Source organism: Roseofilum halophilum BLCC-M91, assembly GCF_030068445.1.
Taxonomy (GTDB): Bacteria; Cyanobacteriota; Cyanobacteriia; order Cyanobacteriales; family Desertifilaceae; genus Roseofilum; species Roseofilum halophilum.
Genome location: NZ_JAQPOK010000105.1, coordinates 1 through 22,172, shown reverse-complemented (window position 1 = coordinate 22,172; position 22,172 = coordinate 1). Strand labels below are relative to the sequence as shown.

At 47.2% G+C, this 22,172-nt stretch carries 24 protein-coding genes and 1 other annotated feature; of the genes, 17 read left to right on the top strand and 7 right to left on the bottom strand.

The genetic code is table 11. From position 1 onward, the window contains the following. The first annotated feature begins 1 nt into the window (after window position 1). The 5 genes from nusG to rplL all read left to right on the top strand — a co-directional run bounded on the left by nusG (window position 2) and on the right by rplL (window position 3,182). Window positions 2–634, top strand: a complete 633-nt coding sequence (gene nusG / locus PJF56_RS14480) for a transcription termination/antitermination protein NusG (RefSeq protein WP_283763395.1) — start codon at window positions 2–4, stop codon at window positions 632–634. A 21-nt stretch (window positions 635–655) separates the two neighbouring features. Beyond that, window positions 656–1,081: a 50S ribosomal protein L11 gene (rplK, locus tag PJF56_RS14475; RefSeq protein ID WP_283763394.1), complete on the top strand. Its 426-nt coding sequence runs from the start codon at window positions 656–658 to the stop codon at window positions 1,079–1,081. Between the two features lie 118 nt (window positions 1,082–1,199). Next, window positions 1,200–1,916 carry a 50S ribosomal protein L1 gene (gene rplA, locus PJF56_RS14470; RefSeq protein WP_283763393.1) on the top strand — a complete coding sequence of 239 codons (717 nt, stop codon included), beginning with the start codon at window positions 1,200–1,202 and terminating at the stop codon, window positions 1,914–1,916. Window positions 1,917–1,964: 48 nt separating this feature from the next. Further along, window positions 1,965–2,138, top strand: a sequence feature (ribosomal protein L10 leader region). 51 nt (window positions 2,139–2,189) lie between these two features. Then, on the top strand, window positions 2,190–2,738 hold the full coding sequence (gene rplJ / locus PJF56_RS14465) for a 50S ribosomal protein L10 (RefSeq protein WP_283763392.1): 549 nt from the start codon (window positions 2,190–2,192) through the stop codon (window positions 2,736–2,738). 48 nt (window positions 2,739–2,786) lie between these two features. Then, complete coding sequence (rplL, locus tag PJF56_RS14460; RefSeq protein WP_283763391.1) at window positions 2,787–3,182, top strand: 50S ribosomal protein L7/L12; 396 nt, start codon at window positions 2,787–2,789, stop codon at window positions 3,180–3,182. 96 nt (window positions 3,183–3,278) lie between these two features. Here rplL and PJF56_RS14455 read toward each other — a convergent pair whose 3' ends face one another. Together PJF56_RS14455 and PJF56_RS14450 are read right to left on the bottom strand one after the other, a co-directional pair. After that, on the bottom strand, window positions 3,279–4,064 hold the full coding sequence (locus PJF56_RS14455) for a coiled-coil domain-containing protein (protein WP_283763390.1): 786 nt from the start codon (window positions 4,062–4,064) through the stop codon (window positions 3,279–3,281). A gap of 138 nt (window positions 4,065–4,202) precedes the next feature. Continuing rightward, complete coding sequence (locus tag PJF56_RS14450) at window positions 4,203–4,802, bottom strand: YdcF family protein (protein WP_283763389.1); 600 nt, start codon at window positions 4,800–4,802, stop codon at window positions 4,203–4,205. A 359-nt stretch (window positions 4,803–5,161) separates the two neighbouring features. Between PJF56_RS14450 and PJF56_RS14445 the strand changes: the two genes are divergently transcribed. After that, window positions 5,162–6,619: an alpha-amylase family glycosyl hydrolase gene (locus PJF56_RS14445; protein WP_283763388.1), complete on the top strand. Its 1,458-nt coding sequence runs from the start codon at window positions 5,162–5,164 to the stop codon at window positions 6,617–6,619. A gap of 182 nt (window positions 6,620–6,801) precedes the next feature. Continuing rightward, the gene (ppk1, locus tag PJF56_RS14440; protein WP_283763387.1) at window positions 6,802–8,982 is read left to right on the top strand and encodes a polyphosphate kinase 1; all 2,181 of its coding nucleotides are present in this window, start codon (window positions 6,802–6,804) and stop codon (window positions 8,980–8,982) included. A 138-nt stretch (window positions 8,983–9,120) separates the two neighbouring features. Here the strand turns inward: ppk1 and PJF56_RS14435 are convergent, their stop codons facing one another. Next, window positions 9,121–9,321, bottom strand: a complete 201-nt coding sequence (locus PJF56_RS14435) for a hypothetical protein (protein ID WP_283763386.1) — start codon at window positions 9,319–9,321, stop codon at window positions 9,121–9,123. 288 nt (window positions 9,322–9,609) lie between these two features. Here PJF56_RS14435 and PJF56_RS14430 point away from each other — a divergent pair, with 288 nt between their 5' ends. Together PJF56_RS14430 and PJF56_RS14425 are read left to right on the top strand one after the other, a co-directional pair. Further along, window positions 9,610–11,121 (top strand): phytoene desaturase family protein, encoded by a 1,512-nt coding sequence (locus tag PJF56_RS14430; protein ID WP_283763385.1) that lies wholly within the window; start codon window positions 9,610–9,612, stop codon window positions 11,119–11,121. A 184-nt stretch (window positions 11,122–11,305) separates the two neighbouring features. Further along, on the top strand, window positions 11,306–11,704 hold the full coding sequence (locus PJF56_RS14425) for a tetratricopeptide repeat protein (protein ID WP_283763384.1): 399 nt from the start codon (window positions 11,306–11,308) through the stop codon (window positions 11,702–11,704). Here the strand turns inward: PJF56_RS14425 and PJF56_RS14420 are convergent. The 3 genes from PJF56_RS14420 to PJF56_RS14410 are packed head-to-tail and all read right to left on the bottom strand — an operon-like array spanning window position 11,655 to window position 15,192. Next, window positions 11,655–12,740, bottom strand: a complete 1,086-nt coding sequence (locus PJF56_RS14420; RefSeq protein WP_283763383.1) for an agmatinase family protein — start codon at window positions 12,738–12,740, stop codon at window positions 11,655–11,657. The genes PJF56_RS14425 and PJF56_RS14420 overlap by 50 nt on opposite strands. Beyond that, on the bottom strand, window positions 12,733–14,133 hold the full coding sequence (locus PJF56_RS14415; protein ID WP_283763382.1) for a serine/threonine-protein kinase: 1,401 nt from the start codon (window positions 14,131–14,133) through the stop codon (window positions 12,733–12,735). The genes PJF56_RS14420 and PJF56_RS14415 overlap by 8 nt, the downstream gene beginning before the upstream one ends. A gap of 42 nt (window positions 14,134–14,175) precedes the next feature. Continuing rightward, window positions 14,176–15,192 carry a LysR family transcriptional regulator gene (locus PJF56_RS14410; protein ID WP_283763381.1) on the bottom strand — a complete coding sequence of 339 codons (1,017 nt, stop codon included), beginning with the start codon at window positions 15,190–15,192 and terminating at the stop codon, window positions 14,176–14,178. Between the two features lie 274 nt (window positions 15,193–15,466). Between PJF56_RS14410 and PJF56_RS14405 the strand changes: the two genes are divergently transcribed. The 8 genes from PJF56_RS14405 to PJF56_RS14370 all read left to right on the top strand — a co-directional run bounded on the left by PJF56_RS14405 (window position 15,467) and on the right by PJF56_RS14370 (window position 21,525). Continuing rightward, window positions 15,467–16,294, top strand: a complete 828-nt coding sequence (locus tag PJF56_RS14405) for a hypothetical protein (protein ID WP_283763380.1) — start codon at window positions 15,467–15,469, stop codon at window positions 16,292–16,294. Between the two features lie 23 nt (window positions 16,295–16,317). Next, on the top strand, window positions 16,318–16,800 hold the full coding sequence (locus PJF56_RS14400) for a 2Fe-2S iron-sulfur cluster-binding protein (RefSeq protein WP_283763379.1): 483 nt from the start codon (window positions 16,318–16,320) through the stop codon (window positions 16,798–16,800). Window positions 16,801–16,829: 29 nt separating this feature from the next. Further along, window positions 16,830–17,327, top strand: coding sequence for a globin family protein (locus tag PJF56_RS14395; RefSeq protein WP_283763378.1), 498 nt, complete (start codon window positions 16,830–16,832; stop codon window positions 17,325–17,327). A 146-nt stretch (window positions 17,328–17,473) separates the two neighbouring features. After that, on the top strand, window positions 17,474–18,157 hold the full coding sequence (locus PJF56_RS14390) for a V4R domain-containing protein (RefSeq protein WP_283763377.1): 684 nt from the start codon (window positions 17,474–17,476) through the stop codon (window positions 18,155–18,157). Then, the gene (locus tag PJF56_RS14385; RefSeq protein WP_283763376.1) at window positions 18,154–18,510 is read left to right on the top strand and encodes a hypothetical protein; all 357 of its coding nucleotides are present in this window, start codon (window positions 18,154–18,156) and stop codon (window positions 18,508–18,510) included. The genes PJF56_RS14390 and PJF56_RS14385 overlap by 4 nt, the downstream gene beginning before the upstream one ends. Window positions 18,511–18,537: 27 nt before the next feature. Beyond that, window positions 18,538–19,005 (top strand): globin family protein, encoded by a 468-nt coding sequence (locus tag PJF56_RS14380; RefSeq protein ID WP_283763375.1) that lies wholly within the window; start codon window positions 18,538–18,540, stop codon window positions 19,003–19,005. Window positions 19,006–19,023: 18 nt separating this feature from the next. Next, window positions 19,024–19,683 carry a V4R domain-containing protein gene (locus PJF56_RS14375; protein WP_283763374.1) on the top strand — a complete coding sequence of 220 codons (660 nt, stop codon included), beginning with the start codon at window positions 19,024–19,026 and terminating at the stop codon, window positions 19,681–19,683. 15 nt (window positions 19,684–19,698) lie between these two features. Beyond that, window positions 19,699–21,525: a serine/threonine-protein kinase gene (locus tag PJF56_RS14370; protein ID WP_283763373.1), complete on the top strand. Its 1,827-nt coding sequence runs from the start codon at window positions 19,699–19,701 to the stop codon at window positions 21,523–21,525. A gap of 22 nt (window positions 21,526–21,547) precedes the next feature. Here the strand turns inward: PJF56_RS14370 and PJF56_RS14365 are convergent, their stop codons facing one another. Continuing rightward, complete coding sequence (locus PJF56_RS14365; RefSeq protein WP_283763372.1) at window positions 21,548–22,090, bottom strand: lasso peptide biosynthesis B2 protein; 543 nt, start codon at window positions 22,088–22,090, stop codon at window positions 21,548–21,550. Window positions 22,091–22,172: the final 82 nt, after the last annotated feature.

Sequence of the window (22,172 nt, the reverse complement as noted above, 5' to 3'; positions counted from 1 at the left end):
CATGGTATCAGAGGAGTCTTTCGAGTCAAACCCCAGAGAAACCGACCTCCAGGAAACCGAAAACAAACCGGCTGAAAAACCCAGGTGGTATGCCGTACAGGTAGCCTCCGGTTGTGAAAAGCGAGTCAAAAACAACCTAGAACAACGGAAGCAAACCCTCAACGTCGCCAACCGCATTCTGGAAGTCAAAATACCGGAAAAATCCACGGTTCAATTCCGCAAAGGCGGCAAATCTCAACAGAGTGTAGAAAAAGTCCTTCCTGGGTACGTCTTGATCCATATGGTTCTCGACGACGAAACCTGGCCAGTAGTCAAAAACACTCCCAATGTGATTAACTTTGTAGGGGCAGAACAAAAACGTCGCTACGGTCGAGGACGGGGCCATGTCAAACCCCTTCCCCTAAGTCCGACAGAAGTCGAGCGCATGTTCAAACAGACCCAGGAAGACAAAACAGTGGTCAGAATTGATATGGCCCCTGGTGACAAAATCCTGGTTTTATCTGGGCCATTCAAAGATTTTGAAGGAGAAGTCATTGAAGTTAGCCCCGAACGGAGCAAACTCAAAGCCCTCCTCTCTATTTTCGGTCGAGATACCCCAGTCGAACTAGAGTTCAACCAAGTTGAAAAACAATAAAATCAATTAGGATAATTGCCAATGGGTAAAAAAGTTGTTGCCATGATTAAATTAGCCTTACCTGCCGGTAAAGCTAACCCTGCTCCTCCCGTTGGCCCTGCCTTGGGTCAACATGGGGTAAACATCATGATGTTCTGTAAAGAATACAATGCCAAAACCGCCGATCAACCGGGAATGGTGATTCCAGTTGAAATCTCCGTTTATGAAGACCGCAGTTTTACCTTTGTTCTCAAAACCCCTCCCGCTTCCGTTCTGATTAAAAAAGCAGCCAAAATTGACAAAGGTTCAGCCGAACCCAACAAACAAAAAGTCGGAACCATTACCCGCGACCAACTGCAAGAAATTGCCCAAACTAAAATGCCCGATTTAAATGCAAATGACATCGAGGCAGCCATGAATATCGTCGCCGGAACCGCCCGCAATATGGGAGTCAAAGTGGTGGACTAGAAGAATACTTCTTCTTGTGCTACCATAATAAAATTGTCTAATCTGAAGACAACCCTATTGAATCAATAGCGGGGGAGAAGCCCAAACTTCGTTATCCACCCCAGGAGACTCAAAAAACATGCCTAGAAAGCTATCGCGTAGACTGCAAGAGCTGTACAAAAAAGTAGAAGACCGGCCCTATGAACCGTTAGAGGCAATTCAGTTACTCAAAGAGACAGCAACCGCCAAATTCCCAGAATCAGCAGAAGTTCATATTCGCCTAGGAATTGACCCCAAATATACCGATCAGCAGTTAAGAACCACCGTTGTTTTACCCAAAGGAACGGGGCAAACTGTCCGAGTCGCCGTTATTGCTAGAGGGGAAAAAGTTTCAGAAGCCTCCAGTGGTGGCGCAGATGTCTATGGTTCTGAAGAACTCATTGATGAGATTCAAAAAGGACGCATGGACTTCGATCGCCTCATTGCCACGCCAGACATGATGCCGCAAGTCGCCAAACTCGGTCGCTTACTGGGGCCCCGTGGCTTAATGCCTTCACCCAAAGCAGGAACAGTCACCTTCGATCTGGCCCAAGCAATTTCTGAAGTCAAAGCCGGTAAACTCGAATTCCGAGCTGACCGTACTGGAATTGTGCATATTCTCTTTGGCAAAGCAGCCTTTAGTGCCGAAGATCTCTTGGAAAACCTCAAAGCTATCCAGGAAACAGTCGATCGCAACAAACCATCTGGTGCAAAAGGTCGATACTGGCGCACCGTCCATATTTGTGCCAGCATGGGCCCGCCCATTGAGATCGATATTTCCTTATTACGAGATCTCAAAGCTGCTGAAGCTGCCTAGCTTGTACAGATTTAGATTGCAGCGCGTCTAAAACTCTAAACCTCTGAATTTTTTATATCAATTCAGCCCAAGATAGCAGGTGCTTACTGCTTAATTTCCTGCCGAGGCCCATCGAAAATGTTCTTCAATCCCCGATCGCCAACTCAGTTTGGCCACATTGGGTCGCTCATTTTCCCCAGAAACGCCCCGGCTCCCCCGTCGGGGCGTTTCTGTTAGGCCACTAATGCCAAAGTCGGAGTAATTTCTGACTCAGACCATGGAGGTAACACATCAATGGGGAGAACCCTAGAAAACAAAAAGGAGATCCTTGCCGAGCTTCAAGAAAGCTTGAAGGATACCCAACTGGCCGTTGTGATTGACTATAAAGGTCTGTCCGTTGCTGAAATCACCAATTTACGGCAACAACTGCGCCCAAGCGGAACCACCTGCAAGGTCACCAAGAATACCCTAATGCGCAAAGCCGTAGAAGGGGATGAAGCTTGGGAACCCATGAAAGAGTTCCTTTCCGACGCTTCGGCCTTTTTACTGGTTAAAGACGACATTGGTGGAGCCATTAAGGCCTATCAAGGCTTTCAAAAAGCCACCAAGAAAACTACCCTCCGGGGCGGAGTCATGGAAGGCCGCGCCCTCTCCGAGGAAGAGATCAAAGCCATTGGTGACTTGCCCTCTAAAGAGGAACTCATCGGTCAAATTGCTGGAGCCATCAATGGCGTTGCCACCAAACTGGCCGTTGGTATCAAAGAAGTTCCATCCTCGGTTGCCCGTGGCCTTCAGGCCTACGTGGACAAAGAAGGAGGGGATGCTGGCAGTGATGCTGCCTAGAATCCCCTTCACCCGATCGTAAATGACTAATACGGAGTATACCTAACTATGTCTGCTGTTACTGACGAAATCGTTGAAAAGCTTAAAACCCTGTCCCTGCTCGAAGCCTCTGAACTGGTGAAGCAAATCGAAGAAACCTTCGGGGTTAGTGCTGCGGCTCCGGCTGGTGGCATGATGATGATGGCTCCCGGTGCTGGTGCTGCGGCTCCGGCTGAGGAAGCTGAAGAGAAAACCGAATTTGATGTGATTCTGGAAGAAGTTCCTGCTGATAAGAAAATTGCCGTGCTTAAGGTAGTTCGTGCCCTTACTGGTTTGGGTCTGAAAGAAGCCAAGGAAATGGTGGAATCTGCGCCTAAAGCGGTTAAGGAAGCGGTGGCTAAGGATGCGGCAGAAGATGCTAAGAAGCAGCTTGAAGAATCGGGCGCTAAAGTTAGCATTAAATAGAGAACTATTGGCCTGAATTGATATACGTTTGAGGGGGAATTTAACCCCCTCTTTTTCTTTTTACAGCGCTTTTTACCCATTACCAGCCCGTAGCGCTTATGCACTTTTGAAGAAGCGAATAATTTCTCTGGCATGGTTGAGAAATTGGGAGTCTTCATTGATTTGGGCTAGGGCAGTTTGGGCTTCTCTAGAAAGTTGCTGATGGGCGGCTTGGTTGGTGGCTTTGAGGTCTTCGTGGGCAGTGGCTAACCGGCTCAAGTCTTGGCGTAGGGTGTCTAGTTGCCCTTGATGCTGCTGATGGTTTTGATCGAGTTTTTTGGTGAGGGCTTTGAGGGTTTTTTCCATTTCCATGAGCCGTCCTCGTACTTCGAGGATGTCTTCGCGGGGATATTTGAAGCGTTGGTTGAGGTTGGTGAGGCGAAGGACGAGATATTGATAGAAGGCGATCGCCGGTCTTAAGCCGGTAAATAAGAGTGCCGCACCCGAACTAATGTAGCCGATTGCACTAATACCGGTGACAGCTAATAAGTAAAGACCGATCGCCGAAATCAAATGAAGGGCGATCGCAATTTGCAGAGCGCGACGAGCAACCACACTCACATAACGCTGTTGTTCTGAGTTAACCGGAATACCTTTATTCATCGATTCCTGGGCATTGTCTAAAACCGATTTAGCCGCAAAATAGACATTCCAAGGCACAGTAACAATGGCCATCAACCACCAAAAACTCGCCGTTCCCACAATCCAATCTAAAAAGCTACCCGTGGGAATATGAAGCCAAGTTAATAGGCCAAAAGTGACCAAAACAATCAGCACTAATCCAACGCTAAAGGCAATAAAATTGCCTAAGCTTTTAGAGTTTCCTAAGCTTTGAGAGACCATAATTCATTTTTGAGGAGAGATTTATCTTGGATAATAGCGAGCAAATCACTCAGGTTTTTGGCACTTGTGACAGTTTTATAAGTGGTTTAGATCGCTTGGCAGTCCATTTTCATAGCATTTCTCCACCCTACAACTTTCTTATTTAACCTCTAAAAACCACTCTTTCCAACTCGATCCCGTTTTGCCCGTCATCACCCACAAAATCGACCTCGCCCCATCGCGCACCACCTTCTCCATCGGTTCCGGTTCCCGTCCAGACGGCACAGATAAAGGTTTATACTCAATTCCTCGACTGCCAAACACAATTTGCCCAATCACCTGAGCGCGACGCATATGATCGTCTGAAGTAATTAAATAAACACTATCAATTCCCCTAGCCTTAAACTCATCCACCAAAGTCGTAAAATTCGTCACCGTATCCACCGCTTCATAATCTAAATGGAGGCGCTCCAAACTAATCCCCGCTTCCATAAATAACCATTGAGCGTACTCAGGATTACTCCCCCCAGAAATCCAGATCTCTAAATGCCCATGTTGGCGAGCAAAATCAGCCGCGAACTGTTCCCGCACCACCGAACCCCCTAAGACTAAAATCGCGTCAGGTTGCTGGAAATAACTCTTAATCACTTTGTAGCTCAACGAGAGCATCCCTAACAGGAGAGCTAATTTCCAAAACCACTTTTTCCGCTGACGACGGGGTTTAAGCATAGACGGGGAAACTGAAACAGGGTTATTCATCGGGGCAGCTTTCTCGATTCCACTCACTTTAAACAGAACCGTATAAATCCTACCGATTGGGAAACGGAAGTGCAAGCCTAAGCGATCGCCACTTCAGGTCATACCGCATTTTTCTAGCTCTATGAGGAACATCAATCACTGTTTTAACCATAGCTCCAACAACTCACTCGTTCCACCCAATCTGTTGTGCGCTCCCCCTATCCCCCTATTCCCCCATCACCCGATCCATCAGGATTGGCCCTCCAGCGCACACCGATAATGATAATTGGTGCAGTACGCCAGGATACAATAAACCCATAAACTTCAATATTGCTTTAGTTGACCCTGGTCTGATTGAACATCCTTTAATATTTTTTACTGTGAATCCAACCCTTTATCAACTCAACATCCGCCTGCGACTCCACGATCTTTCCCAAGCATTAAACCGTCCAACGACCCTAAACGACATCCCCGACAGCGAACTCGATCGCTGGGCTAAACTCGGATTTGACTGGATTTATGCCCTAGGCATCTGGGAAACGGGAACCCTAGGCCGAGAAGTCTCGCGCACCCACCCCGAATGGGTGAGGGAATACCAAGAACTCCTGCCCGATCTAACCGAAAGCGATATTTGTGGGTCTTGTTTTGCCATCAAAGCCTATCAACTACATCCCGACTTTGGGGAGCCATCTGCGCTCAAAAAATTTCGCGATCGCCTCCACCAACGAGGTCTCAAACTCCTACTCGATTTTGTCCCCAACCATACCGCCCCCGATCACCCCTGGGTACAAGAACATCCCCACTTCTACATCCAAGGAACCCCAGAAGAGAGGCAACAGGAACCCCAGAACTACACCGAAATTCCCCAACAAGGCATCTTTGCCCATGGGCGAGACCCCTATTTCTCCGGTTGGCCCGATACCCTACAACTCAACTATGGCAACCCTGACGTTTTAAGAGCCATGACCGACGAATTACTCAACATTGCCCAACTCTGCGACGGGGTGCGCTGCGACATGGCCATGTTAATCTTGCCCGACATTTTTCGTCGCACCTGGGGAATTATCGCCCACTCTTTTTGGCCTCCAGCCATTGAGCAAGTCAAACAACAGCACCCCAACTTTACCTTCATGGCAGAAGTCTACTGGGGATTAGAATGGACGCTGCAACAGAAAGGCTTTGATTATACCTACGACAAACGCCTTTACGATCGCCTCCACAGCCAACAAGCTTCTCCCGTGCGCGAACACTTTAGCGCCTCCTTAGAGTATCAACAGCGCTCCGTCCGCTTCCTAGAAAACCATGATGAACCCCGCGCTGCCGCCACCTTTCCCTTCGGTAGCCATCAAGCCGCCGCCCTGCTCACCTATCTTTGTCCGGGATTAAGATTTTTCCACCATGGGCAACTGCAAGGATGGACGCAAAAAGTCTCGATCCATCTGTGTCGCAGCCCTAAACAAACCCCCAATGCTGCCTTAGAACACTTCTATGAGAAACTCCTACAAACCTTGCGCTCCCCAGTTCTGCGCCAAGGCAACTGGCAGCTCTTGGACTGCCGCCCGGCCTGGGAATATAACGGCACTTCGGCTAATTTTATTGCCTTTGGTTGGCACACAGAACACCAGGAACGGGTGCTAGTGGTCGTCAATTATGCCCCCTATCCCGGACAATGTTATGTCCATCTGCCCTGGAATTGGCAACCCGTTTCCTACGCACTCCAAGATTTAATCAGTTCCGCCTATTATGAACGGCAAGGCCAGGAGTTATCCACCCAAGGACTCTATTTAGATATTCCCGCCTGGAAAGGTCATATTTTTGCGATTTCGGCGATCGCCTAGACTCAATTCTTGTCAAGATTTAATAAGTCCTTGATCCCAACTTAATCCTGACTTAATCCCATTCTAGTATCTCTCTCAATAGGGTAAAATACGAATAAATCCCCCAACTCACCCAGCCAACCTCTTTACATCAGGTGAGATAGGGGGTTTCCTTTCCTGTGCTGACTTACCTCCTATTCATAATGCCTAAATCCAAGAAATCAACCCCCCAGCTCGATCTCAAAGATTCTCAATACTACTTTAATCGAGAACTCAGTTGGCTAGAATTTAACAAACGAGTCTTACATGAAGCCTTTGATCCGCGAACTCCCTTATTAGAGTGCTTGAAATTTCTCGCCATTTTTAGCAGCAATCTCGATGAATTCTTCATGGTTCGAGTCGCGGGATTGAAAAAACAAGTCGAAGCACAAGTTCATCGATTGACAGCCGATGGCCGTACCCCCGAACAACAACTTCTAGAAATCAGCCAACAATTGCATCCCACGGTACAAAAACAACATCAACATTTTCACCAATATCTTAAACCTAAGCTCATTGAACAAGGGATTTATTTAGTCGATTATATCGATCTGACCCCAGAACAACGTCTCTATTATCAAGAATATTTTGAAAAGCAAATTTTCCCCATTTTAACCCCTCTAGCAGTCGATCCTAGCCATCCGTTTCCCTATATTTCCAATCGCAGCCTCAATTTAGCCGTTCTCGTTAACGATCCACAAACCAATGAAGATCATTTTGCCAGGGTCAAAGTACCGAGAACATTGGATCGGTTTTTAGAATTACCTACTGAGTTGTATAATCCTGCTGACGATCGCGGTAAAATTCGTTGGATGGGGGTTCCCTTAGAACAAATTATTGCCCATAATTTGGAACCCTTATTTCCTGGCATGAACATCCAAGAATATTATCCCTTTCGGATTACTCGCAATGCCGATCTGTCGGTGCAAGAAGATGAAGCCGACGATCTGCTTTTGGCCATTGAACAAGAATTGCGTAAACGTCGCATTGGTGGGTTGGTGGTGCGTATGGAAATCATGGTGAATACGCCACCGAAAATTCGTGAGATGTTAATTCGGGAAATGTTCTTAAAGGAAGAAGATGTTTATGAAGTGGAAGGATTAGTGGGTTTAGGCGATTTGATGAGCTTGATGGCTCTGCCTCTCCCCCATCTGAAAGATCCAGAATGGTCGCCTAGAATTCCTCATCATCTTCATGCCTTGCGGGAGCTACAAAACGATCCGTTTTCCATGGAACAAGAAGAGGGTCAAAGCATTTTTGAGTTAATTCGCGAGCGGGATTTGTTTTTCCATCATCCCTATGAGTCTTTTAGTTCTACGGTACAACGGTTTATTACGGAAGCGGCCCACGATCCGAAAGTTGTGGCGATTAAAATGACGTTGTATCGAACCTCTGGAGATTCTCCCATTGTGAAGGCTTTGATTGCAGCAGCCGAAAATAGGAAACAAGTGGTGGCTTTAGTGGAGTTGAAGGCTCGATTTGATGAGGAGAATAATATTCAATGGGCCAGAACTCTAGAAAGTGCTGGGGTTCATGTGGTGTATGGGTTGGTGGGCTTGAAAACTCATACGAAGGTGGTGATGGTGGTACGCCGAGATTCGGATCGTATGCGCCGTTATGTGCATATTGGTACGGGAAACTATAATCCAAAAACGGCAAAATTATATACAGATCTGGGGATTCTGTCCTGTCGGGATGAGTTGGGGGCAGATTTGACGGATTTGTTTAATTTTTTGACGGGATATTCTCGACAACGGTCTTATCGCAAGTTGTTGGTGGCTCCGGTGAATTTGCGATCGCGGATGATGGAGTTGATCGCGCGGGAAATCGAACATGCTCGCAATGGCCACCATGCTCGAATTGTGGCAAAAATGAACTCTCTGGTCGATCCCAAAATTATTGCAGCGCTCTATAAAGCGTCTCAGGCGGGTGTGCAAATTGACCTGATTGTACGGGGAATCTGTTGTTTGCGCCCCGGAATTACAGGGGTGAGCGATCGCATCCGCGTCATTAGTATTGTCGGTCGCTTCTTGGAACATGCTCGGATCTTCTACTTCCACAACCAAGGCGCTGAAGAGTCCTATATTGGTAGTGCAGATTGGATGCCGCGAAACCTTGACCGACGGGTAGAAGCCATTACCCCCATCGACGATCCAGAAATCCAAAAAGATTTACAAGAAATTCTGGGGGTTATGCTGGCTGATAACCGTCACGCTTGGGAACTTCAGCCTGATGGGACTTATATCCAACTGTCTCCTCCTGACAATGCTGAAGCTCAAAGTTCGCAAGATATTTTTATGCAAATGTCTGAAATTGGCCGAAAAGGGGCCTTACATGGCCTTTAAAACTTAAAAATTTAGGTCTCGGTTGCTTTCTGGTGGCGAACCCCGTTAGATCCCTAGGATGACTTCATTTTTTTTTGACATCAACAGTCCGTCTAATGGGGAGAAGAGTAACCACTCACTCGTTATCAATCAACGCTGTCAAATGACTAATGAAGCGACCCCAGCCATCAAGGCCACAATCAAGACGATTACAGTCTTGTAGAGCTGTAGGGTTTGCAAGTCCACAGAGGAAGATAAAGACGATTGGGGCATCGTCGATTCCGGTAGACTGTTTTCTTCAGAACTCTTTACAGAAGGTAGAGTGCGTTCATATTGTATGCCGCGATAACGGAAATTCATCGCTGTTGCCTCTTGAAACTCTAAAATAGTGATGGGATTTGAAAGGCTTAGGTGTTGCTTGAGCCTTTCCGAGCCGATCGGAAACTCGGTTTTAGAGAGTCCGATCGTAACAGTTTTAATAGGTCTTCAAATGAGTTTACCTTATGGCTACCTGAATTTAAAGATCTATTAAAACTAATTTTTCCTATTATAGTTTATTTATGTATCTAGGGCAACTTTTTCAGTGGAATTTTCTAGTCTTTGCATAATAGAAATGTGAAGTGTACAAGTAGGATTAAGGATGGAAGGATGTCAGACGCAGATGTGGTGGTCATTGGTAGTGGCATTGGGGGATTAGTGGCGGGGGCGCTGCTGGCTTACTATGGCAAACGGGTGATTATTTGTGAAAGTCATGGGGTTCCTGGAGGAGCGGCCCATGGATTTACCCGTCGAGGCTTTCGGTTTGATACGGGGCCGTCGTTTTATTGTGGGTTGGGCGATATTGACTCCCTAAACCCTCTGTGCCAAGTGTTGAAGATTTTGGGGGAACGGGTGGAGGCGATCGCCTATGACCCCTTGGGCCATTATCATTTCCCCGATGGAACCTTACCTATATATTGTCAAAGCGATCGCTATCAACAAGCCTTAGCCCAAATTACCCCCCAAGGAGCCAAGGAACTGCAAGCCTTCCAAAAACCGCTCCTGCAACTCTACGAAGCTCTAAGTCAGATTCCCACTATTGCTCTGCGATCGGACTGGAAACTGCTCCCCATTTTGGCTACGCGCTATTTACCCGCTCTCTGGCAACTGCTTCCCCATCTAGGCATCCTTAACCGTTCTGCGGGCCATATTTTAAATCGTACCGTTCGAGACCCTTGGGTAAGACGACTGATCGATCTTGAATGCTTTTTACTCTCTGGTCTCAAAGCTGATGGAACCGTAGCGCCAGAAGTGGCATTTATGTTAGGAGAGCGCGATCGCTCCGTTGTAGACTATCCCCTAGGCGGCAGTGAAGCCATTATCCAGGCCTTAATCAGGGGATTAACCCGATGGGGAGGTGAACTGAAACTAGGGGCCCATGTAGAGAAAATCTCAATCGAGCAAGGACGAGTGACAGGGGTGCAGTTACGGCGCAAGGAACGTTTAACCGCTCCCATTGTTATTTCTAATGCTACCCTTTGGGATACATTCACCCATCTATTATCCCCCGAAGACCTGCCGAGTTCCTACCGTCAGCAACAGTTATCTACACCTGCGGTCGAGAGCTTTATGCACCTCCACTTAGGCATTCGCGCCGAGGGATTAGAGGGGTTAACCGGCCATCATGTGGTCGTCCATTCTCAAGAGGTAGATGTGACCACCCCTGGCAATACTTGTATGATTTCTATCCCTTCCGTGTGGGATAAAAGTCTGGCCCCAGAGGGTCATCATTGTCTTCATGCCTATACTTTAGAACCCTTTGCTCGATGGAGTCGCGATCCAGAGTATGCAGATCGCAAATGGGTCAAATCCCAACCCCTTTATCAGGCCGTAGAGCGAGTGATTCCCGATATCCGAGAACGCATTGTTCTAGAGCTGGTGGGAACTCCCCTCACCCACTCCCATTATTTGCGTCGCCATCGGGGAACCTATGGGCCGGCGATAGCCCCCGGTCAAGGAACCTGGCCCAGTTGCCATACCCCAATTCCAGGATTGTATCGAGTCGGTGATAGCACCCTACCAGGAATTGGTGTTCCTGCGGTTGCGGCTTCGGGCATTTTATGTGCAAATACCCTGGTTCCTCCGCAAATTGTTCTGGAATCACTCAACCAATTTCAGTGAATTCACGGCATTAACCCTAAACTATATTTCTAGAGCGAACGCACTCCCCTAGGGGGTGATACCCTTATTCCCATTTTTCTTTTCTCGTAAGATACTGAAAAATACAAGCGCGTTTAGTCTATGAAATCCTAGCGCTCAACGGTGAATCTTCAGGTGAAAATCAGTATAAAAAATGAGAAAAGCTATGACGAAAACATTAATGAGCCAAAACTACGCCCAAAAAGCCGAGCGCTGTGTGGAAGAAGGAAACTATGTAGAGGCGATCGGTCATTTTGACCGCGCCCTGATCTTCGATCCGCAAAACATCGACCTTTGGATTCAGCGAGGATGCGCTTGTACCCATCTCCACCACTATCAAAAAGCCCTGTGGAGTTTTGAAGAAGCCCTGAGCCTCAATCCTAAAGACTCAACCCTACAACTGTTTCGGGGTGTATGCCTCCATCATTTGCAACAATACAACCAAGCCTATCAAAGTTATAACCAAGCCCTTGGCAAAGCTCCCAATCACCCCTTCACTTGGGTGCGCCAAAAAATCAATCAACTGTTTGCCACTGGGGATGAGCGGCTCTCTCTGTTTTCTTAAACTGGCTTAAACAGGCTAATTTATAGAGGATTCTGGCTCCCACATTGCCATCCCACTCATCCCCTGTGTCACCAGGGGCAACTTCGCAGACATCAAACCCAATAATCGTTTTACCCGCTTGAACCAAAGATCTCATTAAATAGATGGCTTCATTCAACTCTAATCCTCCGGGTACAGGTGTGCCCGTATGGGGACAATAAGTAGGATTCAAGCCGTCAATATCAAAGCTAATATAAACCCGATCGGGTAAATGAGAGATAATTTTCCGGCATTGGGTTGCCCAAGTGATGCCTTCATAAGCATTAGCTTTGAGCTGCCAATCATCAAAGGCAACAATGCGGCGATCGCCCCCTACCCGCTCCATTTCTGCCTCGCATACATCCCGAATTCCCACCTGAACCAAGCGGCTAACCTGGGGAATCTTGAGAGCATTATCCATAATTGAAGCATGAGAATAAGTAAATCCCTCATAGGCATGACGCAGATCGGCATGGGCATCAATCTGCAAAATGCCATAGTCTCGATACTGTTGACCCAGAGCCTGCATTAATCCTAGGGGCGAACTATGATCCCCTCCGACCACAGCCACCCGTTTACCTTGCTCTAGATAGTTCCGACTTTGAGTATAAACCCAATCATTGAGATCCGCCGAGGCTTGATTGACCGTAGCGAGGGAGGGGGCGATCGCCGGATCGTCACTTTTCCCCCCTGCTTCCAGATGCTCAATAATCTGCTTGGCGATCGCCCTCACCCGACCATTTTGAGCTAAAATCCCCTCATCAATCGAGACTGTCCCCAACGGAATTTTCCAAGCATTCGGCACATCAAAATCATACCAATCCAACTGTACCGAAGCCTCTAAAATCGCTTGTGGCCCCCAGGCCGCCCCTTCTCCATAGGAAGTCGTCACATCCCACGGAACCGGCAAAAACACAACTTCCGCCTCCGCCACCGAATAGGGTAAACCAAAAAAACACCCATTCGGCACACTAATCCCATTGGGATCGCCATATTCAAGATCTACACCATTACCCATTACCCTTCTGCCCATTACCCATTTTGAAAATCAACCGAAACACAGACATAATCAACCCTAAACCCGCTCCCACACAAATCGGAACAATTAACAGAACATCTAAGGGTTGGCTTCCCCGGAGGGGCGGTACAAATAACAAGATCCCCCAAGAAATCACAGCTATAATCCCTAAATCAACCCGTTCAATCCAACGGCGAAATTGGGCATAAACCAATCCTCCCATCATCACACCCCAGAGTCCCATACCGATCCCATTCACCCCAAATAGATTCGTTAACCCCAAAGCCAAAACTACCGCTTCAAACCCCGTAAATGTAGAAATCATCAACAATTCCGGAGTAGAAAAACTAGAAGTTACAGCTACCGGTTTAGCCGGAGTTGGGGGTGGAGTCGCCACCGCAGGAGACCCAGCAGCCTGAAGAGTCGTTGAGGGACTCATAGAAGGAATAGATTGGGAACGCAGGGCCTCTAGAACCTCATCAGCACTAGCAAACCGTTGATAGGGAGACAGAGCCAACATTTTATCTAAAACCGAAGCCAAGGGTTCAGATAAATCAATTTCCGATCGCCACTTCCAGCGATTATTATAAGAATCGTATAATTCCTGAGAACTCTTATGGGTTAACAGAGTCAAGCAAGTCACCGCCAGAGCATACAAATCCGTAGAAGGATAAACCTGGCCTCCCGCCATTTGTTCCGGAGGCGCAAACCCTTGGGAATAGATCTCCGTAGACCGGCCGCCCGAACCTTGGCTAACCTGCTTAACTGCACCAAAATCGAGCAACACCAATCGCCCCTTCTTATCCCGCATAATATTCGAGGGTTTAATATCCCGATGGATCGCATGGCGATCGTGAACAAACTGTAAAACCGGCAAAATTTGGCGCAACAAAGTCAGAATATCTTGTTCCGAAAACGGGCCAGTATATTCCAACTCTTCCTCTAAATTTTGACCATCAATCCATTCTTGAACCAAATAAAAAAATTGGCTTTCTTCCCCTTGAGCCGATGGCGGAACCAACAACGGAAAAAAAGCATAAAGCCGAGGAATTTGGGGATGTTCGTTCCCCAACTCCTCAAGCACCAAAGCCTCCTGTTCAAAATGCTGTTGGGCGATCTCCAATTGTTGGGACGATAATTGCCCCGCCGGTTGAAACTGTTTGACCACACAAGAGCGCAACGTCGGCGTATAGCGATCGAGAGCCAAATAAGCCGCACCAAACCCCCCTTGACCCAATAACCGTTGGGGTAAATACCGGCCGGCCAAAATTAAAGGCATTCCACAGCACGTGCAATATTTCTGGGAAGTCGTTTTCAGTTTTTCTGGGCGATCCAGCTCAGGAACTCGATTGAGCGGACGCTGACATTTTGGGCGTGTGCAATGAATATCCATAGGCCAGAGGGCAAAAGAGTGAGAACGGACAAAAGACCCCAGTTAATCCTCCAAGGATGCCGACGATTCTCGATTGGCCCCTTGAGTGGCATTGAGATCGATCCCGATATCCGTGGGGGGAGTTAACCCTACTTTACCTTGGGTCGTGAAAGCCGGTAGAATTTCCGTCCGAAAAGCTTCAGCCGCTTTAGAGCGATAGCGATTGGGATTGACAATCACCGACAGGGTACGGCGAATGGACACCCCTTCAATGTAGGAGCGATGAAGCAGATTAATTTGTAATTCCTTTTCAATGGCCGAAACCGAAACAAAAGCCGCCCCTAAATTGGCTTGTACCGCATTTTTAATCGCTTCAATCGAATTGAGTTCCATTTCCACTTTCAGGCGATTGGTTTCAATCCCACACCGGGTTAAAACTTGATCGATCACCTTACGAATGGTTGATTGGGAATCCAGGGCTATAAATTGCAGTTCATAAAGAGCCTCTTTTTGAATCCTACTCTGGGCAGCTAGGGGATGGGAAGGCGCTAAAATCAGCGCTAACTCATCTTCAGCATAGGAAGAGATTTCTAAGATTTCTTGCAGTTCTGTCGGCACTTCACCGCCAATAATGGCTAAATCAATTTGGCCATTGGAGACACTCCAACAGGTTCGGCGAGTAGAATGGACATGCAGTTGCACGGCCACATCCGGATATTTTTGCCGAAAAGCCCCAATCATCCCCGGCAAAAGATAGGTTCCCGTGGTTTGAGAGGCCCCAACAATGAGGGTTCCTCCTTGGAGATTTTGCAAATCTTCGATCGCCCGACAGGTTTCTTGACACAGGGAAAGAATCTTTTCACCATACTGAAGCAGTAAATGACCCGCTTCCGTAAGTTGGGCCCGTCTTCCGCCCCGATCGAACAGGGGAACATCGAGTTGTTTCTCTAGGTTCTGGACTTGCAAACTTACGGCCGGTTGGGAGACATAGAGACTGTCAGCGGCCCGTTTAAAGCTGCCTTCAAGGGCGATCGCCTTGAGAATGCGTAATTGATCCAACGTGAATGGAAGGTCAGACATGAGTGATCAACCTAAAATGGGATATCGGAGAGTTCAGTGGACTGACGAACAAGAAAGACCCTAGGGAACGTAAGACGTAAGACCGTATAATTGGGTAAAATTAAGACCGAACTCATAATTGACCCATAGCAGACCTATACCCTTGGTGTCTAGACTTGAAGTGTCCTAACTCAAAACCTCTCCCCCCTACCGTTGTGACATGAAAGTGTCCCAAAATAAATAGATTAAAGACCTATGACCCCATAATCAGGAGACGATAAATCAGCATCTACTTATGAAACGGGAGGTAATTGAGGATTTTCTGAATTTACCAGGAATTGCGGGAGTCGCCCTAATCGATCGGCGATCGCGTCCTTATTTTTGTGGCGTAGATAGTAGCCTCAATTTTCAGCAAAAAGAGGCCCTAGCCCAAGGCTTAAGACAGGTGGTCGAAACCACTCCAGAAGGATTTGAGTCCTTTGAGTTTCAGTTTGCCCAAAATCAGGTGTTTATCTATAAACTACCCGAAGGCGTGATTTTGTTAGTGCTGACGACCCTGGATTTGGTTTATAGCAATTATGCCGATGCCCTCAATCACCTGAAAACCGAATTAGTTGCCGATAGTGCTACGGCGATCGCCACCTTCCGACTCTTGGCTGGTAGTTTAACCCTCTCCAACGAAACCTACTGGAAAGATTCTTCTCCCTCCCCTGCCCCTGCTCCTGCCCCTGCACCCGCCCCTGCACCTGCTCCTGCACCTGCTCCTGCACCCTCCCCTGTCCCAGATGCCACTTCCCAGGTTACCCTAAAAGAATTGCTCGAAGCCCTCAATCAACTGAGTCTTTATACCACTCAGTATTTGGGTAAAGCCGTGATTACCAATTATTGGAAATCTACCCGTCCCGATGTGGAATGGTTGCAGAGCTTTGAAGTCAATCGCACTGCTGAATTGACCTTTACCAGTGCCACAGCCCTGAGCCAAGCGGTAACCCCTGAACAATTATCCTGGATTCAGTCTTGGGTGGCGGCCTTTATCAGCCGGTGCATAAAAGTGATTCGAGACTTTCCTGCTTTAGTAGAAAAATCTCTCAAACCCGAATATAAACAGTTACTCTTACCCTAAGAAACCTTGGAGACTCAAAGATTATGGTGAAAATTGTCAGACTTGAACCGATCGCCCAAGAAACGGAAGTAGAAACCAACGGGAATTTGTTATCAGTTCTGATGAACAAGGATTTAGATGTCCTCAAAGAATGTGGAGGGCGAGGCATGTGCGCCACCTGCCATGTATACATTCAAGATGGCATGGATGCTCTAACCCCCATGAATCGGAGAGAACAGCGCACCTTAGAGGTGATTACCTCCTGTAAACCCAATTCTCGCCTAGCCTGTCAGTCACGGGTAGTGACCGATGGAGTCGTGGTAGAATTACCTCCAGGGATGTACGTGCGATCGCTACAAGACATTGAAGCCCTCATTGGCAGACGAGCCGATCAAGATATGCTCCATCCAGTAACCGGGGAAATCTTAGTTGAAGCCGGTAAACTGGTCACCCGATCTACCCTCAAACAACTTGAAGAGACCAAATTTGAGATTGGAGCCTACTTAACCCAAACCAAAGATGCCTAGAACATGCTTAAGAACACCATTGAGAAGCTATGCTGACCCAAACTAAAACCCTCTATCAAGAAACCGATGGCCGCTATGCCACGGATGAAGAACTGCAATTTTTCCGCGATTATATTCAGTCCTTCCCCTTGCGCTTAACCACCTATAACAAAATTCGCACCTCAGAAGCCCTGATTGTCCAGCAAGTCCAATCCCAAATTCGCGCCAAAGCGCCCCAGGTATTAATGCGTGACAATCAGGATTTGAGCGCTAAATGGAAACAAGATACCCTTCGTATCCTGCGTCACTCAGCCCTAGCCCTGTTAATCGACGATCGCGAAGGATTACGCGATCGCCTCCTTCTCTGGTTTCAAACCATCATGAGAGCCTTTGACGCTCAAGATAGCTGTGATGTCACTTACTCGATCATGCAGAACGTCGTCGAATCCCTGCTAACGACCGAGGAAGCCGCCCTGCTGCGTCCCATCCTCGAATATAACCGCCAAATCCTCTCTTCAGTCTCCACCATAGAAGAATCACCCTTCTAAGGACAACATTTGCTTGACTTTCATTACAAGTTTGCAGTGGATTCGTCAGCAACCGATACAATAAAAGCGGACAGGTTAACCCATCCGGGTCAAAGCTTCAGCCCCTCTACCTAGAGGGCCACCCAACGTCACAGGTCTGAATACTTATGGCAAACGCAACCCAAACTCAACATCTACTCAATAGCAAAAATCCCAAAAAACACAACCATTACGGCTTCCAGGATTTTTTCCAATTCGATCCAGAACGGGGAACCGTCTTAGACTGGAATGGGGCCCAAAATGTCCTCACCAGTGAAGATTTTATTATTGGGTTAGTTGAAGGACTCGAAGAAGAAGTCGGAGAGGCTTCGGCAGCCATCATGTATACCATTGGTGTGGAATGGGGACAAAAAGATGCCTTTTTCTTTGAAAAATGGTTTGAAAAGGAATTCGATCGCAGCATCCGTCAAGCGAATTTAATGTTTCTGCTAGAAACCTGGTGGTGGCCCTTTACCTCCCAAGGATGGGGACGCTGGGAAGTGGATATGGGCGATCGCAAACAAGGCTTTATGTTTATTAACCTCTTCGATTCTGCCGTCGCTCGTACCCTGGGCGATGTCGGTAAACCCGTCTGTCATATCTATGCCGGTCTATTTGCCGGGTTTTTCACCGAATTAGTCAAAAAGCAACTCAGTTGTATTGAAATTCAATGCTATTCCATGGGCGAAACCTATTGTAAATTCCTCCTTGGCGGGAAAGATCGCATTGATGCCGCCTCATTCTGGTTCAATGAAGGAGCAACAGCTCGTGATATTGAAAAACGATTGCGTTCAGGAGAGCGGTTAGCATGAGTCCTAGTCCCCGTACTCAAACCCCATCTAAACCCAAGGCAAAAAAGGGCCAGGGCAAACCCAAAACCTGGCAACGGGTTTCAGTCCACGACTTTTTTAGCCAAATTAATTGGGAACACGATCCCGAACCGATCCAGCAATTTAAACAGGCCAGTAAGCAAGCCAGTTTAGAAGGCCCCAAACGCACCGAGACCCTATCCTGGACTTTAAGTGTGAACCAGTTCTTTACCTGTATTGACTGGGAGGGTCAAGGAGCGATCGCTCCAAGCGACCCCCTACCTCCAGAACCAGAGTCTACATCGACTCAATCTGAAAAAGATGTCACGTTAGAAGACTTTTCCAGTCTCTTTTAATCTGTCCTTACTTCGATCCATTGGCTTATGAATACAGACCTAGAAGCACTTTTTTCCGAAGCAGAAAATCGTTACCTGAAACCCGAAGAACTCAAAGGTTTAACCCAGTATGTTGAGTCCTTACCTCAACGTCTAGAAACCTATTGTCAGATTCGGGAAAAAGAAGTAGAAATCATGCAAGCCGTGGCCGATCAACTGCCTCGGCACTTCCCCGATCCCTCCACTGAAGATATGGAGCGATCGATTAAAAACGCCATGCTCATGTTACGCTATTGTGCTATGGCCATGTTGATTAATAATGATACCCTAGTTAAGGAGCGATTTGTAGATTGGCTGTCTCAAAGTATGGCCATGTACGACACCCAAGACTTAGATAAAGTCTTGTACAAATTGCTCAATCAACAATTAATGAAAACCTTAAAACCCGATCAAATTAAGTTAATCAAATCTCCTCTAATTTTGGCTCAAACCCAATTACTCAACAGTAGTAGCTAACCCTCGATAGCATCAACCATGATTTCTGTTTCTGACTTAGTAACCAATAACCGTATCCCTAGTAATTACTTTGCCTCCGATGTTTATGTGCGGAGCGATTTAGAATTGGGATTGTTAGAAAATCGCCGGGGCGATCGCCTATTGGCCATGCCAGAACCCCTAATCAAAGCCATATATTCTGGCTTAGATAAAGAAACGGGACAAGCCTCAAAATTGGTCTTATATAACTGCGGTCGCTGGTGGGGCAAAAACTTTTATGCTCGGTTTGCAGAAGAAGTGTCTGAATACTACGAAAAATCCTTAGCGGATATGAGTATGCTAGACTTTTTGCAATCATTCAAACAATGTTGGAAAACCCATGGCTGGGGTCAAATCGAGCTGGATCAAAGTTATATTGCCCAAGGATTTTTAGTCGTAAAAACCTGGAATGCTCCCTTTGCAACCCATAGCCCGAAACTAGGGGTTCCGGTTTGTTTCTTGGATGCGGGAGTCTTTAGTGCTTTCTTTAGTCAATTGAGTGGTAAAGACCTCTATTGTGTACAGAGCGCTTGTGAATCTCTAGGGGCTGAGTGTAACCACTTCATTCTGGGATTAGAGAATCGCTTGAGCCAAATTGAAAACCTGATTGAACAAGGAAAGGCCCATGCAGAAATTATGCAACAGTTAACCACAGCTTAAGTCGATTATCCTCCCATGACTGTCCATGAAATCCCCAAAACTAAATATCTGGTTTTAGGACTAATTGGCCAAGGGCAGTTTGGGCGTGTATTTTGTGGTTGTCACCGTCGAACGGGCAAGTTGGTTGCCCTAAAAGATTTAGATAAGCATAGATTTCCCACCCATCTATTCCTGCGCGAATTGCGGTTTTTGCTGCAACTTTCCCATCCCAATATTGTCAGTTGTCGTGCCCTAGAACATTCTCGACAAGGGCGGTTTTTAGTCATGGACTATTGTGAAGGGGGAACGTTGCGAAATTGGATGGATCGCCAGGAAAAGTTTCCCTTGGGGCTGTCGATTCGATTGATCAAAGATATCTTGAAAGGGATGGAACATGCCAATAGTCGAGGGATTGTCCATCGGGATTTGAAACCAGAAAATATTTTGTTAACCCTTAAATCAAGCGGTTGGATCGCTCGCATATCCGATTTTGGCATTGCTCGGTTAATCCAAGAAACTCAAGAGGCTTCAGATAATACGGGATCGCCCGCTTATATGGCTCCAGAGCGCTTTTATGGCCAATATTCCCTTCAGTCTGATATTTATGCGGTGGGGGTGATCTTCTATGAATTGTTGGTGGGCGATCGCCCCTTTTCTGGCCCCCCCCAGCAGTTGATGAATTACCATCTCAATGAACGGGTGATCCTTCCAGAAACCGTCCATCCAGCCCTACAAAAGATTATTCTCAAAGCCTTGGAGAAATTACCCGCCCGTCGCTACAAAAGCGCTAGGCACATGCTGGCAGACCTCGATCGCCTCTCAGGGGTCATCGACTTATCCTCATCAGCAAGCCTCATTAGTGTCCTCCCCCATCCACCGAGTCGTTCCCTCACGACTGACCCAATTATTACCCATGCCTTGCCAGGAGCGATCGCCGCTTTAGGGGTTTCTTCAAACGCCAACTCCCATCAATCCTGCCATGGGATGACTTGTATTTATTGGGCACTCTCAGACATGATTCAATGTCAATACTATCAAGAAGACTCTAAATTTGATGCCTTAGCAGAAGTGGGTAGAGTCAGCTTACCGGAAGCCATTCGTCAATTCAAAGTCACGTCCCAAGAGAGTTTTGCCTTCACCGATCGCTGTATTTACTCGATAAGCCCTTATTTGTCTAATTCTGCCCTACTTTCAGCTAAGTTAATCGCCCATATTCCCCTTCCCTTTAAGGCTGATGTCCATCCCCAAGGCCATTGGCTGGCGGCGGTGACGGAGGAGAATGAATTATTGACTTGGCATCGATCGGCACAACAGCCCGATCTCAATGGCGATCGTCACCATTGGTTCAGTCGTCCTCCAGTAGCGGTTAGGGGAGGAGTCGATCGCATCCAAATTCTTGACGATCGCTATGGGGTATTTTGGCGAGTAGAGTCGGGAAAAACTTGGATAGAAGTGTTTACTCGCCGAGGAAATACTCTGGGACAATGGAAGTTGTCCTTAGAAGTGGATCAAATTATTCCCAGTAGCATTGCCTATCGAGTTTTGGTCATTCCGAAGTGGAATACCCATGGGCCGCTGTTGATGGATTTGAAGCCCTTTCGGATGCGGCCGATTCCGATTAAAGTCGAGTTACCGGTTTGTGTGGCGATCGCCTCTTGGGGTTATGTCATTGGCGATCGTCGCGGTCATTTAATTTTATTAGATGAGTATGGTCAAGTGGTGGGGCGAATTTTGGGCCCCTGTTCTCCGGTGGCGATCGCCATGATTTCTAAAACCATGTTACTGGTAGCCACCAATGTGAATGAAGAAGGGGAACTTCATTTAGTGGATCTAACCCAATTTGATATCGACTTTATCTTTTAAGTCTTGGGAATGGTTGAAAGCTTTAGGTTTCGAGCGATCGCTCAAAGGCAGCGTAGCGATCGCGCACATCCTGAGTATCATTAATCGCCCAACCCTCCCATTCCACCCAAGCGTGGGCAGCAAATTCTCCTTGTTCGTAGTGTACTCCAATCTGCAATTGGCTTTCAATTCCCTGGTGACGTAACAAACTCCAGAGGACGAGAGACTGTTGCAAGCATTTTGCCCAAGGTTGGTAATACTTAGCCGCGAGTCGTACAGCCTGATTCACTTGTAGCACGCGATAGACCAGATCATCCCCAGTTTTGCCACTCTCTCGTAACGGAAAAAATTGGCATAAACGAGCTTGAGTGGACTTAAACCCCCACCATTTCAGGGAGAGCGTCACCACCGGTAACCAGAGCAGAGCCTGAAAGACCAGCCATTTTACTCCACTATCTAGACTCCAGAAACTGGATAATTTACGCCTTCCTAACTTCAACTCGTTCATCTTTCGATTAACTTGAAAGTATTCATCAGAAAAATTGGGTCTGAAACCCCGCCCTTCCAGGGCGGCTTTACTAACCATAGGCTACCACAATTACATCTTAGGTGCTACCCTGTAAAAAATCCTTTGACTCCAACATGGAAAGAGCATTTAACTACCGATT

Bases quoted from the DNA above. Each gene is read 5' to 3' on its own strand.
- nusG (WP_283763395.1), top strand. From the start codon at position 2: ATGGTATCAGAGGAGTCTTTCGAGTCAAACCCCAGAGAAACCGACCTC.
- rplK (WP_283763394.1), top strand. From the start codon at position 656: ATGGGTAAAAAAGTTGTTGCCATGATTAAATTAGCCTTACCTGCCGGT.
- rplA (WP_283763393.1), top strand. From the start codon at position 1,200: ATGCCTAGAAAGCTATCGCGTAGACTGCAAGAGCTGTACAAAAAAGTA.
- rplJ (WP_283763392.1), top strand. From the start codon at position 2,190: ATGGGGAGAACCCTAGAAAACAAAAAGGAGATCCTTGCCGAGCTTCAA.
- rplL (WP_283763391.1), top strand. From the start codon at position 2,787: ATGTCTGCTGTTACTGACGAAATCGTTGAAAAGCTTAAAACCCTGTCC.
- PJF56_RS14455 (WP_283763390.1), bottom strand. From the start codon at position 4,064: ATGGTCTCTCAAAGCTTAGGAAACTCTAAAAGCTTAGGCAATTTTATT.
- PJF56_RS14450 (WP_283763389.1), bottom strand. From the start codon at position 4,802: ATGAATAACCCTGTTTCAGTTTCCCCGTCTATGCTTAAACCCCGTCGT.
- ppk1 (WP_283763387.1), top strand. From the start codon at position 6,802: ATGCCTAAATCCAAGAAATCAACCCCCCAGCTCGATCTCAAAGATTCT.
- PJF56_RS14435 (WP_283763386.1), bottom strand. From the start codon at position 9,321: ATGAATTTCCGTTATCGCGGCATACAATATGAACGCACTCTACCTTCT.
- PJF56_RS14430 (WP_283763385.1), top strand. From the start codon at position 9,610: ATGTCAGACGCAGATGTGGTGGTCATTGGTAGTGGCATTGGGGGATTA.
- PJF56_RS14425 (WP_283763384.1), top strand. From the start codon at position 11,306: ATGACGAAAACATTAATGAGCCAAAACTACGCCCAAAAAGCCGAGCGC.
- PJF56_RS14420 (WP_283763383.1), bottom strand. From the start codon at position 12,740: ATGGGTAATGGTGTAGATCTTGAATATGGCGATCCCAATGGGATTAGT.
- PJF56_RS14415 (WP_283763382.1), bottom strand. From the start codon at position 14,133: ATGGATATTCATTGCACACGCCCAAAATGTCAGCGTCCGCTCAATCGA.
- PJF56_RS14410 (WP_283763381.1), bottom strand. From the start codon at position 15,192: ATGTCTGACCTTCCATTCACGTTGGATCAATTACGCATTCTCAAGGCG.
- PJF56_RS14405 (WP_283763380.1), top strand. From the start codon at position 15,467: ATGAAACGGGAGGTAATTGAGGATTTTCTGAATTTACCAGGAATTGCG.
- PJF56_RS14400 (WP_283763379.1), top strand. From the start codon at position 16,318: ATGGTGAAAATTGTCAGACTTGAACCGATCGCCCAAGAAACGGAAGTA.
- PJF56_RS14395 (WP_283763378.1), top strand. From the start codon at position 16,830: ATGCTGACCCAAACTAAAACCCTCTATCAAGAAACCGATGGCCGCTAT.
- PJF56_RS14390 (WP_283763377.1), top strand. From the start codon at position 17,474: ATGGCAAACGCAACCCAAACTCAACATCTACTCAATAGCAAAAATCCC.
- PJF56_RS14385 (WP_283763376.1), top strand. From the start codon at position 18,154: ATGAGTCCTAGTCCCCGTACTCAAACCCCATCTAAACCCAAGGCAAAA.
- PJF56_RS14380 (WP_283763375.1), top strand. From the start codon at position 18,538: ATGAATACAGACCTAGAAGCACTTTTTTCCGAAGCAGAAAATCGTTAC.
- PJF56_RS14375 (WP_283763374.1), top strand. From the start codon at position 19,024: ATGATTTCTGTTTCTGACTTAGTAACCAATAACCGTATCCCTAGTAAT.
- PJF56_RS14370 (WP_283763373.1), top strand. From the start codon at position 19,699: ATGACTGTCCATGAAATCCCCAAAACTAAATATCTGGTTTTAGGACTA.
- PJF56_RS14365 (WP_283763372.1), bottom strand. From the start codon at position 22,090: ATGGTTAGTAAAGCCGCCCTGGAAGGGCGGGGTTTCAGACCCAATTTT.